Here is a 15,549-nt window from a genome sequence, read left to right as displayed (position 1 = left end):
CATGAAAAGCCGGATCTCGATCAAACGCGGCACGGTCGCCGCGGCGTTCATCGACCTCCAGGAAGAGCATCGGCAGGACAAGCGCTATCTGGTCGAAGGTTTTGGCGAGGTGCTGGCCAACGTCCAGCGCCTGCAGGCGGCGGCGCGGCGCAACTTCGTGCCGCTCTATCACTGGGCCTATGTCGTCGATACCGCCAAGGCGCGTCCGTTCCATCCGCTCGACGCCGACGGCAAGTCTGCCTTTTCCGACAAGACCGATCCGCTGACCGAGATTTGCCATGAGGTGGCGCCCGCGGCCGGCGAGACGATGCTGGTCAAGACGCAGGCCAGCGCCTTCGGCGCCGGGCCTGCCGCAACCGAATTCAAGGCGCGCGGCATCGAATGGCTGATCGTCGCCGGCGTCTGGACCGAGGCCTGTATCGATGCCACCGTGAAGGACGCGGTCGCATCCGGCTTTCGCGTGCTTCTGGTCAAGGATGCCTGCGGCAGCGGCAGTGCCGCCATGCACCAGACCGCCATCCTCAACCTTGCCAACCGGCTCTATGGCGGCGCCGTCACCAACACGATAGACGCGTGCCGGCTGATGGCGGGCGACACTGTCAGCGCATGGCGGGTCGAGGGCTCGGTGCCGCTGCGCTTCACCTTTGAAAACGCCGAACGTCTCTACGGCGAGCTCTGAGAGATGGGCACGGTCCACAAGCTCAAGACCACCAGGCGGGGGAAATACGCCACCCTGCTCGACCCGGCGCTGTGGGAGCATATCGACCTGGTCAATGACTGGTTCCCGCCAGAAATCGCCGAACTTCCGATCGCCGAGCAAAGGTCGGTCTATGATGCGATGTGCCGCGCCTTCCATCAGGGTTGTCCCAAAGGGGTTTCGGCCAGCGGCGGCATCATCGCCGCCGATGCAGGGCACGCCATCCCGATCCGCTACTACCGGATGGCGGGCAAGCCCGTGCGCGCCGTCATCGTCTACTATCATGGCGGCGGCTTTGTGCTTGGCGGGCTCGACAGCCATGACGACATCTGCGCCGAGATCTGCGCCGGCACCGGTTTCGACGTTGTCTCGGCCGACTACCGGTTGGCGCCGGAGCATCCGCACCCGGCCGCCTTCGACGACGCGCTGACCGTGTTCGAATGGGCGGCGGTGACAACGGACCTGCCGATCGTGCTCGTTGGCGAAAGCGCCGGCGGCAACCTTGCCGCCGCGGTCGCGCACGCCTCGCGCCGCCACCTGCGCCGGGCGGTCGGCCAGGTGCTGATCTATCCCGGCCTCGGCGGCGACGAGAGTGCCGGCTCCTATGTCGAACATGCCGACGCACCGCTGTTGACACTGCGCGACATCGCGTTCTACCGCACCATTCGCGCTGCCCCGGCACAGTCGCCCGACGACCCGACTTTTTCGCCGCTGAGCGACAATGACTTCTCCGGCCTGCCGCCGACTGTCATCATCACCGCCCAATGCGATCCGCTGTCATCGGACGGCGAGACCTATCGCGACCGCATCGTTGCGGCAGGCGGCCGCGCCTGGTGGTATGAGGAGAACCGCCTCGTGCACAGTTTTCTGCGCGCCCGCAAAAGTGTTCAGCGCGCCGGCGAGGCGTTCGCGTGCACGCTTGCGGCCATCGCCGCCGTCGCCGTGCTCGGCAAGAACGACGAAGCGCTGATCTCCCCCCTCGTGGGGGAGATGGCCGGCAGGCCAGAGGGGGGCGCGAAGGATCGCGGCCCTTCAATATCCTAAATCAGCGCAACGATTATCTGTGAAGATACTCCAGTCGGCAGACGGGATGGCGGGACAGCGCCCCCCTCTGTCCTGCCGGACATCTCCCCCACAAGGGGGGAGATTGGCAGTCTACCTCTGCGGAGCAGTGCACAAGAATTGCGGAAAAGAGAACATTTCCCTGGGTGGACCCGCTTTATCATCACCTGCTCAGGCAACGGCGCGCCCGATGGTCGCCTCCGCCCCCAGCGGAGACGGACCGTCGGGGCGCCCAACAAAAGAGGGAACGACGATGAAATTCATGCTGACCGACCGCAATTTGCACCCGCAGGCGAAGCCCGTTGCCGACGATTTCAGGAAAGGCGGCGTCAACCGGCGCGAATATCTTGCCATCATGGCCGGCTTCGGCGTCAGTGCTGCCGGAGCGCTGGCGCTGGGCGGCCTCAGCGCGTCGCCTGCCCGGGCCCAGGAGCCGAAGCGCGGCGGCACCTTGCGCGTCGCCATGAACGTCAAGGGGTTCAAGGATCCGCGCACTTTCGACGGTGTCGAAATGTCCAATGTGGCGCGCCACTGCAACGAATATCTGGTGCGCTGGAACCGCGACTTCACCTTCGAGCCGTGGCTGCTCGAAAGCTGGGAAACCAGCGACGACGCCAAGACGCTGACGCTGCATGTGCGCAAGGGCATCGCCTGGTCGAATGGCGACGCCTTCAACGCCGATGACGTCATCCACAATCTCAACCGCTGGTGCGACGCTTCCGTCCCCGGCAATTCGGTCGCCGCGCGCATGGGCGCGCTGGTCAATGCCGACACCAAGAAGCCGGTCGATGGCGGCATCGAGAAGGTCGACGATTTCACCGTAAAGCTCAATCTGCCGAAACCCGACATTTCGCTGATCGCAGGGATGGCCGACTATCCCGCGCTGATCATGCACCGCTCCTATGAGGGCGGCGACGATCCGATGAAGGCGCTGGCGATCACCACCGGACCCTGCGAACTGGTCAGCTTGAATGCCGAGACAAGTGCTGAGGTGAAGCGCAAGGACAAGCCCTGGTGGAAGGGCGACTTCTACCTCGACGGCATCAAATGGGTCGATTACGGCTCCGACCCCAACGCGACGCTGTCGGCGTTCGAATCCGGCGAGATCGACACCGACCACGAGACCGCCTCCGACGCCGTGTCGCAGACCGAGCAGATGGGCTTGCTGAATTCCGAGATCGCCACCGGATCGACCATCGTTGCCCGTTTCAATGTCGGCAACGCGCCCTATGACGACGTCAAGGTGCGCCGCGCCGCCCAGCTTGCCGTCGACAATTCCGCCGTGCTGGCGCTGGGCCTCGGCGGTCGCGGCAAGCCCGCCGACAACCACCATGTCGGTCCGATGCATCCTGAGTTTGCCGATATCGGTCCGGCCAAGCGAGATATGGATCAGGCGAAGAAACTGCTCGCCGAGGCCGGCAAGACGGACCACGAATTCGAGCTGATCTCGGTCGACATCGAATGGCAAAAGAGCACCGGCGACGCGATCGCCGCGCAGATGCGCGAGGCCGGCCTGAAGATCAAGCGCACCGTGCTGCCGGCGGCGACCTTCTGGAACGACTGGAGCAAATACCCCTTCTCCACCACCGAATGGCTGGGCCGCCCGCTCGGCGTCCAGGTGCTGGCGCTCGCCTATAAATCGGGCGCCGCCTGGAACGAAAGCGCTTACGCCAACAAAGAGTTCGACGAACTCCTCGACAAGGCGCTGGCAACGCCGGACGCCGCCCAGCGCAAGGAGATCATGGCCAGGATCGAGCAGAATCTGCGCGATGCCGGCATCATCATCCAGCCCTACTGGCGCTCGGTCTACCGCACCTACCGCAAGGGCGTGCAAGGCTGCGAACAGCACCAGTCGCTGGAACAGCATTTTGAGAAGGTGTGGCTGGAGGGGTGATCCTTCGGGGACGCCGCATACCGGCTGGCACCTGAGCGGTATGTCGCTCAGGTAGATACCTGCAGCGCACTCCGAGCATTTACGACGGTGTCTGTCTTGACGCGGCGACCGTGGATCGGTCTGGTGTGTCGACGAGGCGCCGCTGTGGGCTCGCGTCATTCCGGAGAATACACATGCGCGCCCGTTGGGCTTTCATTCTTGCACCCATTATTCCGGCGATCCTGCCCGGCTACAATTGGCATGCGAACCACCCTGAGACGGGGCCGTTGTCGGGCTTCATCTTCGTAACCCTTGTTTTCTATGTTGTGGAGGCGGTGGTAGGAATTCCGGCCTTCTATGTCCTGACCCGACGGCGCTGGCAGTTTTTTTGGGTATACGTCGTCGTTGGCTTTCTGGCAGTTTTTGTTCCAGCGTTTGTCTTCGGCCTCAGTAAGTGGAGTCCTCCATTGGGAATCGGCGGAGTTCTCTATGCATGCTCCTTCATAGGGATACTCGGTGGCGCTACAGGGCTGATCTTCTGGCTTTTGGTGCGCCCAGACAAGGACCCTGTCGAACAGATTGCTTCGCACTTTACCTAGGTCAGCACCCCAAGATTGAGTTCAAGGCCTGATACACTTTGGCCGCGATATTTTGCACGAGAACGCATGGACCACTTCGACCTCGGCACCTATCGCCGTCCAATCTCCACCGCCTCGGCCGAGACGCAGCGCTGGTTCGATATCGGGCTGAACTGGTGCTACGGCTTCAACCATGAGGAAGGCATAAAGTGCTTCGAGAAGGCGCTGGAGACAGATCCTGATTGCGCCTTCGTGCATTGGGGCATCGCCTCTGCCGCCGGGCCTTTTTACAACCTCACCTGGAACGAGCACGGCAAGGACGAGGCAGACCGTGCGGCCAAACGCTGCTTCGACCATGTCCAGCTCGCGCGGGATGTGGCGATCACCTCGTCGTGCCTGTGTCGGACGAGCGCGGAGGCGGGGCCAAGCTGTTGTCACTGAAATCCCCGCCGCCCGACCAGCCGAGTTGGCTTCGCCTTCTAAGAGAAAATCTCCGCCAGTTCGTCTACGCTGGTGCCTTCCCTAACCTGGCGCAGTTCAACATAGGCGACCGCAATGGCCACCGATGCCACCGTGGACACGACCGTCGCGATAAGGACGCTTCCGATAGCGCCGAAAATCAGGGCGACCGTCGAGAGGCCGCTGAAGAAAGCGAAAATCAGGCCGATCAGCAAGGCAAACATCATCTGGAAGGCAAGCGCCGCCAAACACAGGATCAGAAAGACACCGAACATCGGCCAGCGGCTGCCCTTTGTCAGAGCACGGCTGCGCGACATCGCGCCAAACATGCCAAGCCGCTCCTGCATCAGCACCGGCACGGAAACCGATATGCCGAGCAGCCACCTGATGCCGGCAACGAGCAACACCACGAAGGCAATGATCGCTCCGAAGATCGGCACCAACATTCCGGCGATGCCCATCACGATGAGGCCAAGGATCATGGCCAAAAAGACAATCAGCCCCACCCCCAGCGTCGGGAATATGCTGCGCAAGGCTATCTGGATGCAGTCGCCGATCGCCGGGCGCTTGCCGTTCAGGTCCTCTACCGTCGCTTGCACCAGCGAGGACTGGAACAACAGCGCGCAAACGAAATAGATCAGGCTTAAAACGAGCGATAAGAACGAGCTGCTCATAATGACCCACTTCGCGCCGAGTGGAGGTGCGGCGATGTAGCCGTTGGGGCCGCCATTCCAGTGGTCGACAGATTGAGCGCAACTGCTGGGAGGACCAGGAAAAGCGCCGCCAAAGCAATCATCAGACCGGGATTGCGGTCGATCACGGCGAAGGTGTTGTTGAAAACCCTGCCGATCTGGAACTTCTCAAGCCGCGCCGACGCCGTCGATGCCACGATTACCCCTTCCGGCCCGAGCTAGATCCCGGCCAATCGCGCCAACATGACTGGCTGTTCTCGGGCCAAAACCTTCGTTACGAGAAGATCTCCGCCAGTTCGTCGACGCTGGTGCCTTCCCTGACCTGGCGCAGCTCGACATAGGTGACGGCAATCGCCACCGAAATCACCGCCGAAACGATTGTCGACAGCAGGCTGCTTCCGATGGCAGCGGCAATGAGACCGGTCGTGCTGATCCCGCCGCTCGCAATAGCAGCCTGAAACAGCAAGGTGAAAACCACTTGTAGCCCTATCGCAACAATGCCGAGGACCAGAAACAGCGCGAATATCCGCCAGCGGCTTCCCTTCGTCAGCGCCCTGCTTCGCGAAATCGAGGCGAAGACGCCAGGCCTTTCCTGAACTGCGACGGGCACAGCCACCGATATGCTGATCAGCCACATGGCTATGGGGATGAGCGACAGAAGTGCAATCACACCGCCGACGATGGGGATGGCCATGGTGATGACCGTTAATATCATCGCCACCAGAAACATTGCCACGATGATCACAAGACCAATTCCGAGCGTGGGGAGGAAGCTGCGCAGGGCTATCTGAATGCAATCGCCAATCGACGGGCGCTTGCCGTTCAAATCTTCGATTGTCGCTCGTACCAGCGCCGCCTGCGCCAGAAAGGCCAAGATCAGGAGCACCAGGCCGGCAATCATCGAAACGGCACCATAGCCCGCCATAGCCGATTGCTCGAAGCTCGCCCCAGGTACTGCTATCTTTGCAATCTGTCTAAAGCTCCAGATGTTGTACAGCAGCGCAGGCAGCGTCGAAAAAAGGCCGACGATGGCGGCAAGTGGGACGAAGCTGCGTCCGATTACCGAAAACGTATTGCTGAAAGCCCTGCCGACGCTGAACCGTTCCGGCCGCTCGCTCGCGATTGACGTCATGTTACATTCCCCCCGACTAATGGATACCCCAAATCAGAAAGTATAAATCACCGATATTGATACTTGCGGTTGCCGCCGCTTGCAATTGCCTTGGCGTATTGCCAGTGTCGGCCCGCGAACCGCAGGTTGCATGGGGGCGAAAAGGTGACTGCTGCACAGCCGGACGCTGCGCAAGCCGAATGGCTGGCCAAACTGCACAAGCAGTTGCTGTCGGACGATTCGATCCAGTTCGACCTGCCGGCCTACGTACAGCCCAAGACGCCTGAGTGGCTAAAGCCGCTGGTCGAATTCCTGGCACAGCTCGGCCCTTACATGATCTATCTGTTCTGGGGGGCCGTGATCACAGGTGCCGCAATCATTCTGCTGCTGATTTTCCTTGAGGTGAAAGGCGTCGCCTGGCGCCTGCCCTGGTGGCGCCAAAAGAGCGTGACCGAGGCGGAAGCGACATGGCACCCCGACGTTGGCGCCGCGCAGGTCCTGCTGTCGGAAGCCGATGCGCTGGCCGCCCGGGGCGAGTATGACGAGGCGGTGCATCTCCTGCTGCGCCGCAGCGTTGCCGACATTGCCGGCCGCCTGCCCGACTTCCTGCGCCCGTCGCTGACCGCGCGCGATATCGCGGGAGCGGCGTCGCTGCCAACGCGGGCGCGTGGCGCCTTTACCCAGATCGCGCGCATCGTCGAGGCGGCGTTGTTCGCGCGCCGGCCGGTCGGGCCCGAGGGCTGGCAGGAGGCGCGCAGCGCCTATGAGCGATTCGTCTTCAGGGATGCCTGGACGTGAGTGACGCGACAGCCGACATCGCCCAGCAGGAGCCGTTCAGCCGCAGGACGCTGTTCTGGGGCATTTTCGCCAGCCTGCTCGCGGCCGCAGGCTTCTTCCTGTTGTCCACCTATGCGCCCGACTTTCGCCAGCCGAGCGTCGGTGGCGCAACCCCGCTGTCGAAGAGCGGCATCGGCTATGCCGGTCTGGCGCAATGGCTGAAGCTGACCGGCGAAGCGCCCGACATGGCGCGGTCCGACAGCGATCTCGAGACCGAAATGCTGCTGATCGTCACCATTTCACCCGACAGCGACCCGGATGCGCTTGCCAACATCATCAAGCTTCGAAAGGGCCTGGATACGCTGTTCGTTCTGCCCAAATGGGCGACCTTGCCGCTGTTCCAGCATGAGGGCTGGGAGATGAAGATCCAGCGACTGCCGGATGTGGTGGTCAACGACTGGCTCGGCCGCATCGCCAAGGCCAAGCTCGGCGAAGGTGAGACCACGGTCAAGCAACTCGACGTCTCAGGGCAAGTGGTCAGCGTTCCCGACCAGTTGCAATGGGTGGCCGACGAACACCCGCTGATTGCCGCCGGCAACGGCAAGGCCGTGCTGACCGAGATCGAAGACGAGCGGTTCTACATTCTGACGGACCCCGATCTCATCAATAACGCTGGCTTGAAAGATCCCGACAAGGCGGCGGCGGCGCTCAAGCTGATCGAGCTCCTCCAGCCCGAAAAGGGTGCCGTCATGTTCGACCTGACGCTGCATGGCGTCGGGCGAAAATACGATCTCGCCAAGCTTCTGGTCGAGCCGCCCTTCCTGGCGCTGACGCTGACCATCCTGGCGGCGGCGGCACTTGCCTTCCTGCATGGCCTTGGCCGGTTCGGGCCGCCGCGGGCCGATCAGCGCGCCATCGCCTTCGGCAAGCGCGCGCTGGTCGATACCACGGCGATGCTGTTGCGCCGCGCTGGCCGGCTGGAGGAACTGGGCGACCGCTATGGAGCACTGGCACGCGTGCGCGCCGGCGCGCTGCTCGGCGCGCCGCACGGTTTGCAGGGCGAAGCGCTCGACCGCTGGCTCGATTCCCGCGACAAGGACGAAGCCGGCGGTTTCACGACCCGCCTGCAAGCTGCGAACGCGGCAAAGACCCTGACACAAATGCATGATGCAGCCGAAAAGCTGCACGACTGGACGGCAAGGAGGCTCGGTGAACGTCGATGATGTGAAGGCCCTGGCGACACAGATCAGGGAAGAGGTGGCCAAGGCCATCACCGGGCAACACGATACGGTCGATCTGATGCTGACGGCATTGTTCGCCGGCGGGCATATATTGCTCGAAGGACCGCCGGGCACGGCCAAGACGATGACGGCGCGCTGCTTTGCCCAGGCGCTGGGGGTCGCCTATGGCCGTATCCAGTTCACGCCCGACCTGATGCCCGGCGATATCGTCGGTTCCAACATCTACAATTTCCAGACCGGGCAATTCACGCTGACGCGCGGCCCGATCTTCTGCGACCTTTTGCTCGCCGACGAAATCAACCGCACGCCGCCCAAGACCCAGGCTGCCCTTTTGGAGGCGATGCAGGAGCATGCCGTCACCTTCGACGGCACCACTCATGCGCTCGGCCCGAACTTCATGGTGGTGGCGACGCAGAACCCTATCGAACATCAGGGCGTCTATCCTCTGCCCGAGGCGCAGCTCGACCGTTTCCTGTTCAAGCACCGGGTGAGCTACCCCGGCGCGGAAGAGGAAAAGGCGATCATCATCCACCATGGCGGCGGCACCGCCTCGCACGACATCAAGCAGTACGGCATCACCGCCCAGGCCGACCGCAAGACGCTGGAAAAGGCGCTGGCGACCGTCGGCGAGGTCACGCTGGTCGACGATGTCGTCGACTATATCGCAAGGCTGGTGCGGGCTACGCGCGAAAGCCCCGATCTGGAAGTCGGCGCCAGCCCGCGCGCGGGCGCCATGCTGGCGAGAGCCGCGCGCGCCCGGGCGGCGCTCGACGGACGCGCCTATGTCATCCCCGACGACGTCAAGGCGCTTGCGGTGCCGGCGCTGCGCCATCGCGTGATCCTGTCGCCGGCGGCGCAGATCGACGGCCGCCTGGTCGAGCAGATCGTCACCGACTTGGTCGACCAGACGGAAGCGCCACGTTGATATATCCGAGCGGCCGGGCAGTCTGGGCAGGTGCGGCAGGTGCAATACCGGCCTTCCTGATCGCGCTCGCGTTGCCGTCGCTGTGGTATCTCGGCCTGTTGTGGATCTGCGTGCTGCTTGCTTTCCTGGCCGTGGACGCCGCCGCCGGACCCGGACGGGCTTCGCTGGATGCCAGCATCCATGCCCCGCCGCAGGTCAGCGTCGGCGGCCAGTTCACCGTCCATGTCATCGCCGGGCTCAGCGGACGGCCGCGCGCCGTGCAGGCGCGTCTTGGCCATGACGAGCGGCTGGAACCGCTGGGCGGCACCGGCGGCGCGTTGACCGCCGAGGCCGACAGCGCATCGCTCGATCTCAAATTTCAGGCGCTGCGGCGCGGCATCGCCAGGTTCGATCGCCTGTGGGTGCGCTGGCGCGGGCCGTTCGGGCTGGTCTGGAACCAGGTGGTGCTGCCGATGGCGAGCCAAGTCGCGGTGCTGCCCGATGTCAGCAGCGCCCGCGACGAGGCGATCACGCTTCTGCAGCGTCAGGCGCTGCCCGACGGCCATGCGCAGCGCCGCGCCGGCCAGGGCCGCGAATTCGAGGCGCTCAAGGACTATCAGCCCGGCATGGGCCGGCGCATGATCGACTGGAAGCGCAGCGCCCGCCACGGCAGGCTTCTGGCGCGCGAATTCCGTATCGAGGAGAACAACAACATCGTGCTGGCCATCGATAGCGGCCGGCTGATGTGCGAGCCCGTCGACGGCGTGCCGAAGGTCGACCGCGCGGTCACCGCAGCCTTGCTGTCGGCGTTCATTGCGCTGAAGGGCGGCGACATGGTCTCCCTGTTCGGCTTCGACGCGCGGCCGCGCGTTTCCAGCGGCGCCGTGCGCGGCTCCGCCAGCTTCGCCATGATCCAGAAGCGGGCGGCGGAGATCGACTATTCCACCGAAGAGACCAATTTCACCCTGGCGCTGACGACGCTGGCGGCGCGGCTCGACCGGCGCTCGCTGGTGATCATCTTCACCGACTTCGTCGATCCGATCAGCGCCGAACTGATGCTGCGCACCGTCGGCCGGCTCACCGAACGGCATCTGGTGCTGTTCATGATGATGAGGGATGTCGAACTGGAGACACTGGCCGACATGCCGCCGGACGCACCGGAGGATGTGGCGCGCTCCGTCGTCGCCGGCGGGCTGCTGCGCGAAAGGCAGGTCGTCATCGGCAGGCTCAGGCTGCTCGGCGCGCATGTCATCGAAGCCGACCATCAGAGGCTCGGGCCGGCGCTGGTCGAGCGCTATCTCGAGCTCAAGCGAGAGGATCTGTTGTGAACGCGCTGGTCGGCAAGGATGCGGTGCGCCAGTCGCTGGCGAGCTTCCGTTCGGAGCGCGAGGCCGACTGGAAGGCGTTCGAGGCGCTGCTTGCCCGGGTCGAGAAACGTGCGCCACGCACGCTATCGGAAGACGAACTGCTGTCGCTGCCGCTGCTCTACCGCTCGGCGCTGTCCTCGCTTTCGGTGGCGCGGGCGACGTCGCTCGACAATGCGCTGGTCAGCTATCTCGAAGCGCTTTGCCTGCGCGGCTACTTCTACCTCTATGGCGCACGTCGCGGCTTGCGGCAGCGCATCGGCGACTTCTTCCTGCATGACTGGCCGCATGCCATTCGCGATTTGTGGCGCGAGACCTTGCTGTCGGTCGTCCTGACCTTTGTCGGCGCCGGCGCCGGCTACTGGCTGGTGGCCAAAGACAAGGGCTGGTTCGACGCCATCATTCCGCCGAGCCTGGCCGGCGGGCGCAACCCGGACGCCTCAGTCGAAGTCCTGCGACAGGTGCTTTATGACGGCGCCGACAGCAATTTCCTGTCGGGCTTCGCCGCCTATCTGTTCACGCACAATGTCCAGGTGGCGATCCTGGCCTTCGCGCTGGGCTTTGCCTTCGCGGTGCCGAGCGTGCTCTTGATCCTGATGAATGGCTGCCTGCTTGGCGCGATGTTCCAGATCTACGTCGCCAAGGGGCTTGGGCTGGAGCTGGGCGGATGGCTGTCCATCCATGGCACCACCGAGATGTTCGCGATCGCCTTGGCGGGCGCCGCCGGCATGCGCATCGGCACGCGCATCGCCTTCCCCGGCGAACTGACGCGGATGACGGCTGCTGCCGATGCCGGGCGCGTGGCCGCCACCACCATGGTCGGGGTGACGATCATGCTTTTGTTTGCCGGCCTGCTCGAAGGCATCGGCAGGCAGGTGATCACCAGCGACGTGACACGCTATGCCATTGGCGGCGTCATGCTGACGCTGTGGCTTTGCTATTTCTATGTGTTCAGGGTGGTGCGGCATGGCGACCGCTAGGCGCGCTGCCGTCTCGACGATACGGCCGCTGATCACGCCGGAAGGGGTCGATCTCCGGATCAAGCTCGCCGATGCCGGCACCCGCGCCGCCGCCTTCCTGCTCGACTTTGTCATCATCATCGTCACGGCGATCGTGATCTCGATCGTTGCACTGTTCGGGCTGGCCGGCCTCAAAGGCGAAGGCGCGCAGCCGCTGTTCATCGTCTGGATCATCCTGATCTTCTTCCTGCGCAACGCCTATTTCATCGTCTTCGAAGCCGGCCGCCGCGCCGCCACGCCCGGCAAACGGATGCTCGGCATCCGGGTGGCGTCGCGCAGCGGCGCCGGCCTGTCAGTCGATCAGGTCATTGCCCGCAACCTGATGCGCGAGATCGAGATCTTCCTGCCGCTGTCGATCATCCTCGGCCGCAGCGAGATGGGGCTCGCCGACACGCTGACGACGATCTTCGGACTGGTGTGGACGCTGCTGTTTGCGCTCTTCCCGCTGTTCAACCGCGACCGCATGCGCATCGGCGACCTTTTGGCCGGAACGTGGGTTGTCGAGGCGCCGAAACTGGCGCTGGTCGAAGACCTGTCGCAACGCCAAGACACCACCACCCGCGCATTCCGCTTCACCCAGGCGCAGCTCGATGCCTATGGCATCGCCGAACTGCACAAGCTGGAGGAAGTGCTGCGCCGCGACGACTATTTCGCGCTGAAAGCCGTGGCCGAAACGATCGGACGCAAGATCGGCATGACGATCGAGCCGGTCGATTCCAGGGCCTTCCTCACCGCCTATTACGGCGAGCTGCGGGCACAGCTTGAGCGGAAGCTTTTGCTCGGCACCCGCAAGGCGGATAAGTATCAGCTGTAGATCGGAGTTCGGGATGCCGGCTCAAGTTAGCGAAGCGGAAAAAGCCAGAATAGAACGCGCCATTCAGGCGGCAGTCTCCGGATCCTGGAAGGAATTTGCAGAACTCACCGACGAACCGTTTCTAAACGATGCATCGATGAGGGAGCAATTCGGAGATACTTCTTCCCGACTTCAGCAAGCCGACGGAAATTGGGAAATGACGTCAGGCATAGGTATCGTGCCTGACGGCAGCGCGCGCCTGATCACAGTCTTGAGCAAGGCGCCGCCCACGGTGGATATTGTCCTGACGCTGCACAGCACGAGCGATCGGGATGACAGCACGATCAGCATCTGGACGTTCTTTCAGCAGCTGAATTGGGGCGATTAGGCCCTCGCCTACCCCACCCACTTCTCATAGTCGGACACCAGCAGGTGCACCGGCGCGACATCCTCGTCGATGTTGGAAAAGCGGCCGATCGGCTCGCGGAAGACGTTGTCGGTGAGATCGTCATTGACGGTCGAGACCTCGCCGATCAGCACATCCTTGCCCTCGGCCCAGAAGGCGTGCCAGACGCCGGGCAGCAGCGTCACGCTCTGGCCCGGGTCGAGCTTCAGGAGCCCGCCTGCCGGCAGCCTGTGGATGGTGCCGTCGACCGGCACCGTCACTTCGGCCTTCGGATCGATGCCGCCGTCGCGATCGTGCATGAACAGTTCCAGCACGAGCTTACCGCCGCCGCGGTTGATGATGTCCTCGGCCTTGATGTTGTGGCGGTGCATCGGCGACAGCTGATCCTTGCGCGAGATCATGATCTTCTCGGCATAAAGCATGCCCATGCCCTTCTTCATGTCGGCATAGACGCCGTTGCGAACGGTGAACAGGAACAGGCCGAGTTCGTCGAATTTTTCCTGGCCGTAATCGGTGATGTCCCAACCGAGCCGCGAGGTGAAAATGGCGGCGGAGTCGGCCTTGCGCGCCTTCATCTCTTCCGGGCTCCAGTAGGCGAAGGGCGGCATGATGTAGCCGAACGAGCGGATGAAGGCGTCTGCATCGCGGATGATGTCGTTGACGGTGGAGCGTTTCATGATCGTGATCCCTTCGCGTCGCGTTCCCTGGAGTTATCTGAAGCGCATAGCCGAACAGCGCTGCGGTGTCGACGCAAACTGCGTGCTGGCCCCATGACATCCGTGCGGATCGGGGCCATAAGTCAGCCAGATTTCCCAGGGTGATATTTCATGCAAGGCATAGACGACCTCGACACGCCGGCGATCCTCATCGACGCGGCCCGCGCCGAAGCCAACATCGCACGAGCGCAGGCGCATGCCGACCGCCACGGGCTGAAACTCAGGCCGCACATCAAGACGCACAAGCTGCCTTATTGGGCGAAGAAGCAGATGGCGGCCGGCGCGGTCGGCATCACCTGCCAGAAGATCGGCGAGGCGGAAGTGATGGCCGATGCCGGGCTGACCGATATTTTTCTGCCCTACAACATCCTTGGCCGCGCCAAGCTGGAGCGCCTCAAGGCCCTGCATGGCCGTGTGACACTGTCAGTGACGGCCGACAGCCTCGAAACGCTGGAGGGGCTCGCCGCCACCTTCACCGATGCAGGGCACCCCCTGCCCGTCCTGGTCGAATGCGACACCGGCATGGGCCGTTGTGGTGTGCAAAGCGCCGCCGAGGCGCTGGCACTGGCGAAGTTGATCGACCAAGCCAAGGGGCTCACCCTCGGCGGGCTGATGACCTACCCCGCGGCCGGCCGCGCCGCCGAGGCTGAATCGTGGCTGGCCGGCGCCAAACAAACGCTCGCGGCCTCGGGTCTCGCCTGTGAACGCATCTCCAGCGGCGGCACGCCTGACATGTGGCGCTCGGGCGAGGACAGCGTGGTGACCGAATACCGCCCCGGCACCTACATCTACCTCGACCGCTACCAGGTCGCCAAAGGCGTCGGCACGCTCGACGATTGTGCGCTGACGGTGCTCGCCACCGTGGTCAGCCATCCGACGCCGGCCCGCGCCATCCTGGACAGCGGCAGCAAGGCGCTGTCCAGCGACACGCTGGGGCTCGCCGATTTTGGCGAGCTGCTCGGCATGCCCGGCGCCCGCGTCACCAGCTTGAGCGAGGAACATGGCACGGTCACGCTTGGAAATGGTGCGAAGCTTCGCATTGGCGAGCGCGTGCGCGTGGTGCCTGATCATTGCTGCGTCGTGACCAACCTGTTCGACCAGGTGCATCTGATCGACGGTGACAAGGTGCTGGAAACGCTGAAGGTGGAAGCGCGTGGGCGGATGGGGTGAGGCTTTTCGTTTTGGAGGCTCGCCCTATTTCGACATTGACGAATTGTAATTTATAACTTACTAGTCCCCATGGCAATCCTGAAGCAGACAGCCACCTTTCGGAGGTGGCACCAAAAGCTGAAAGACGGAAGAGCCAAGGCGGCAATTGCCGTTCGGCTGCAACGTTTGATTGTAGGAAATCCCGGCGACTAGTGGGTGAAGGCATCAGTGAATTGCGCATTCACTATGGGCCCGGCTATCGCGTTTATTTTCACAAGCGCGGTGAAACGGTCATCCTGCTCCTGTGCGGCGGGGATAAAAGTTCACAAGAAACCGACATACGGACAGCAAAGCGCCTGGCCGTAGAATGGAGTGACGACAATGGTTGAAAAAATCTATGATTTCGATCCCGCCGAAATGCTCGATTCCGATACGGCAATCGAGGCGTTTCTGGCAGAGGCAATGGAAACCGGAGACGCCAAATTCGTCGCGTCCGCCCTCGGTGTCGTTGCCCGCGCCAAGGGGATGAGCAACATTGCCAGAAAGACCGGCTTGGCTCGCGAGCATCTTTATACCTCGCTCAGCGAAAACGGTAATCCTACGCTGGAAACCACACTGGCGGTCATGAAAGCATTCGGCTTTCATTTGGCCCCAAAGCACGATGCAACTCAGGTCTAATCTACGCCAGCGCGCGTCGAGCGCGAGGTT

At 63.2% G+C, this 15,549-nt stretch carries 18 protein-coding genes and 1 pseudogene; 15 read left to right on the top strand and 4 right to left on the bottom strand.

All coding sequences use genetic code 11. The annotated features are described in order from the left end of the window. Position 1 precedes the first annotated feature (1 nt). The 5 genes from NKI32_RS17460 to NKI32_RS17440 all read left to right on the top strand — a co-directional run bounded on the left by NKI32_RS17460 (position 2) and on the right by NKI32_RS17440 (position 4,651). The gene (locus NKI32_RS17460; RefSeq protein ID WP_353003059.1) at positions 2-679 is read left to right on the top strand and encodes an isochorismatase family protein; all 678 of its coding nucleotides are present in this window, start codon (positions 2-4) and stop codon (positions 677-679) included. 3 nt (positions 680-682) lie between these two features. Next, entirely contained in the window at positions 683-1,741 is a 1,059-nt protein-coding gene (locus tag NKI32_RS17455) for an alpha/beta hydrolase (protein ID WP_353003058.1), read from the top strand. Between the two features lie 271 nt (positions 1,742-2,012). Beyond that, positions 2,013-3,653 (top strand): ABC transporter substrate-binding protein, encoded by a 1,641-nt coding sequence (locus NKI32_RS17450; protein ID WP_353003057.1) that lies wholly within the window; start codon positions 2,013-2,015, stop codon positions 3,651-3,653. 173 nt (positions 3,654-3,826) lie between these two features. Next, positions 3,827-4,231, top strand: a complete 405-nt coding sequence (locus tag NKI32_RS17445) for a hypothetical protein (RefSeq protein WP_023742726.1) — start codon at positions 3,827-3,829, stop codon at positions 4,229-4,231. Between the two features lie 66 nt (positions 4,232-4,297). Further along, a complete protein-coding gene (locus NKI32_RS17440; protein ID WP_488377242.1) occupies positions 4,298-4,651 on the top strand; it encodes a tetratricopeptide repeat protein in 354 nt (117 codons plus the stop codon). Between the two features lie 38 nt (positions 4,652-4,689). Here NKI32_RS17440 and NKI32_RS17435 read toward each other — a convergent pair whose 3' ends face one another. From NKI32_RS17435 to NKI32_RS17425, 3 genes are all read right to left on the bottom strand, one after another. Beyond that, a complete protein-coding gene (locus NKI32_RS17435; protein ID WP_352510751.1) occupies positions 4,690-5,343 on the bottom strand; it encodes a hypothetical protein in 654 nt (217 codons plus the stop codon). Continuing rightward, positions 5,340-5,558: a hypothetical protein gene (locus NKI32_RS17430; protein WP_352510752.1), complete on the bottom strand. Its 219-nt coding sequence runs from the start codon at positions 5,556-5,558 to the stop codon at positions 5,340-5,342. The genes NKI32_RS17435 and NKI32_RS17430 overlap by 4 nt, the downstream gene beginning before the upstream one ends. Before the next feature lie 77 nt (positions 5,559-5,635). Then, positions 5,636-6,493 (bottom strand): hypothetical protein, encoded by an 858-nt coding sequence (locus tag NKI32_RS17425; protein WP_023672536.1) that lies wholly within the window; start codon positions 6,491-6,493, stop codon positions 5,636-5,638. Between the two features lie 144 nt (positions 6,494-6,637). On the opposite strand from NKI32_RS17425, the gene NKI32_RS17420 reads away from it, so the two are divergent. From NKI32_RS17420 to NKI32_RS17390, 7 genes are read left to right on the top strand one after another with little or no spacing between them, the layout of a single operon-like run. Further along, a complete protein-coding gene (locus NKI32_RS17420) occupies positions 6,638-7,270 on the top strand; it encodes a DUF4129 domain-containing protein (protein WP_352510753.1) in 633 nt (210 codons plus the stop codon). Beyond that, positions 7,267-8,472 (top strand): DUF4350 domain-containing protein, encoded by a 1,206-nt coding sequence (locus NKI32_RS17415; protein WP_352627189.1) that lies wholly within the window; start codon positions 7,267-7,269, stop codon positions 8,470-8,472. The genes NKI32_RS17420 and NKI32_RS17415 overlap by 4 nt, the downstream gene beginning before the upstream one ends. After that, positions 8,459-9,415: an AAA family ATPase gene (locus NKI32_RS17410; protein ID WP_023805069.1), complete on the top strand. Its 957-nt coding sequence runs from the start codon at positions 8,459-8,461 to the stop codon at positions 9,413-9,415. Before NKI32_RS17415 ends, NKI32_RS17410 begins: the two co-directional genes overlap by 14 nt. Then, complete coding sequence (locus tag NKI32_RS17405) at positions 9,412-10,722, top strand: DUF58 domain-containing protein (protein ID WP_023724874.1); 1,311 nt, start codon at positions 9,412-9,414, stop codon at positions 10,720-10,722. Before NKI32_RS17410 ends, NKI32_RS17405 begins: the two co-directional genes overlap by 4 nt. Beyond that, positions 10,719-11,738, top strand: a complete 1,020-nt coding sequence (locus NKI32_RS17400) for a stage II sporulation protein M (protein ID WP_023694395.1) — start codon at positions 10,719-10,721, stop codon at positions 11,736-11,738. Before NKI32_RS17405 ends, NKI32_RS17400 begins: the two co-directional genes overlap by 4 nt. Then, on the top strand, positions 11,725-12,591 hold the full coding sequence (locus NKI32_RS17395; RefSeq protein ID WP_023694396.1) for an RDD family protein: 867 nt from the start codon (positions 11,725-11,727) through the stop codon (positions 12,589-12,591). Before NKI32_RS17400 ends, NKI32_RS17395 begins: the two co-directional genes overlap by 14 nt. A 13-nt stretch (positions 12,592-12,604) precedes the next feature. Then, positions 12,605-12,958 carry a hypothetical protein gene (locus NKI32_RS17390; protein WP_023694397.1) on the top strand — a complete coding sequence of 118 codons (354 nt, stop codon included), beginning with the start codon at positions 12,605-12,607 and terminating at the stop codon, positions 12,956-12,958. Between the two features lie 8 nt (positions 12,959-12,966). On the opposite strand, the gene NKI32_RS17385 is transcribed toward NKI32_RS17390, so the two are convergent. Next, entirely contained in the window at positions 12,967-13,653 is a 687-nt protein-coding gene (locus tag NKI32_RS17385) for a D-lyxose/D-mannose family sugar isomerase (RefSeq protein WP_023694398.1), read from the bottom strand. Positions 13,654-13,803: 150 nt separating this feature from the next. Between NKI32_RS17385 and NKI32_RS17380 the strand changes: the two genes are divergently transcribed. The 3 genes and pseudogenes from NKI32_RS17380 to NKI32_RS17370 all read left to right on the top strand — a co-directional run bounded on the left by NKI32_RS17380 (position 13,804) and on the right by NKI32_RS17370 (position 15,519). Continuing rightward, complete coding sequence (locus tag NKI32_RS17380; protein WP_353003056.1) at positions 13,804-14,862, top strand: D-TA family PLP-dependent enzyme; 1,059 nt, start codon at positions 13,804-13,806, stop codon at positions 14,860-14,862. A gap of 69 nt (positions 14,863-14,931) precedes the next feature. After that, positions 14,932-15,230: pseudogene (locus tag NKI32_RS17375) on the top strand (type II toxin-antitoxin system RelE/ParE family toxin). After that, positions 15,223-15,519 (top strand): addiction module antidote protein, encoded by a 297-nt coding sequence (locus NKI32_RS17370; RefSeq protein WP_023672893.1) that lies wholly within the window; start codon positions 15,223-15,225, stop codon positions 15,517-15,519. The pseudogene NKI32_RS17375 and the gene NKI32_RS17370 overlap by 8 nt, the downstream one beginning before the upstream one ends. The last annotated feature ends 30 nt before the right edge of the window (positions 15,520-15,549 follow it).

It is taken from the genome of Mesorhizobium sp. M0761 (assembly GCF_040320205.1).
Classification (GTDB): domain Bacteria; phylum Pseudomonadota; class Alphaproteobacteria; order Rhizobiales; family Rhizobiaceae; genus Mesorhizobium.
This window is presented reverse-complemented; position numbering and strand designations above follow the sequence as displayed.

What these genes read in the sequence shown, in the direction of transcription:
- NKI32_RS17460 (WP_353003059.1), top strand. Translation starts at nt 2, where the DNA reads ATGAAAAGCCGGATCTCGATCAAACGCGGCACGGTCGCCGCGGCGTTC.
- NKI32_RS17455 (WP_353003058.1), top strand. Translation starts at nt 683, where the DNA reads ATGGGCACGGTCCACAAGCTCAAGACCACCAGGCGGGGGAAATACGCC.
- NKI32_RS17450 (WP_353003057.1), top strand. Translation starts at nt 2,013, where the DNA reads ATGAAATTCATGCTGACCGACCGCAATTTGCACCCGCAGGCGAAGCCC.
- NKI32_RS17445 (WP_023742726.1), top strand. Translation starts at nt 3,827, where the DNA reads ATGCGCGCCCGTTGGGCTTTCATTCTTGCACCCATTATTCCGGCGATC.
- NKI32_RS17440 (WP_488377242.1), top strand. Translation starts at nt 4,298, where the DNA reads ATGGACCACTTCGACCTCGGCACCTATCGCCGTCCAATCTCCACCGCC.
- NKI32_RS17435 (WP_352510751.1), bottom strand. Translation starts at nt 5,343, where the DNA reads ATGAGCAGCTCGTTCTTATCGCTCGTTTTAAGCCTGATCTATTTCGTT.
- NKI32_RS17425 (WP_023672536.1), bottom strand. Translation starts at nt 6,493, where the DNA reads ATGACGTCAATCGCGAGCGAGCGGCCGGAACGGTTCAGCGTCGGCAGG.
- NKI32_RS17395 (WP_023694396.1), top strand. Translation starts at nt 11,725, where the DNA reads ATGGCGACCGCTAGGCGCGCTGCCGTCTCGACGATACGGCCGCTGATC.
- NKI32_RS17390 (WP_023694397.1), top strand. Translation starts at nt 12,605, where the DNA reads ATGCCGGCTCAAGTTAGCGAAGCGGAAAAAGCCAGAATAGAACGCGCC.
- NKI32_RS17385 (WP_023694398.1), bottom strand. Translation starts at nt 13,653, where the DNA reads ATGAAACGCTCCACCGTCAACGACATCATCCGCGATGCAGACGCCTTC.
- NKI32_RS17380 (WP_353003056.1), top strand. Translation starts at nt 13,804, where the DNA reads ATGCAAGGCATAGACGACCTCGACACGCCGGCGATCCTCATCGACGCG.
- NKI32_RS17370 (WP_023672893.1), top strand. Translation starts at nt 15,223, where the DNA reads ATGGTTGAAAAAATCTATGATTTCGATCCCGCCGAAATGCTCGATTCC.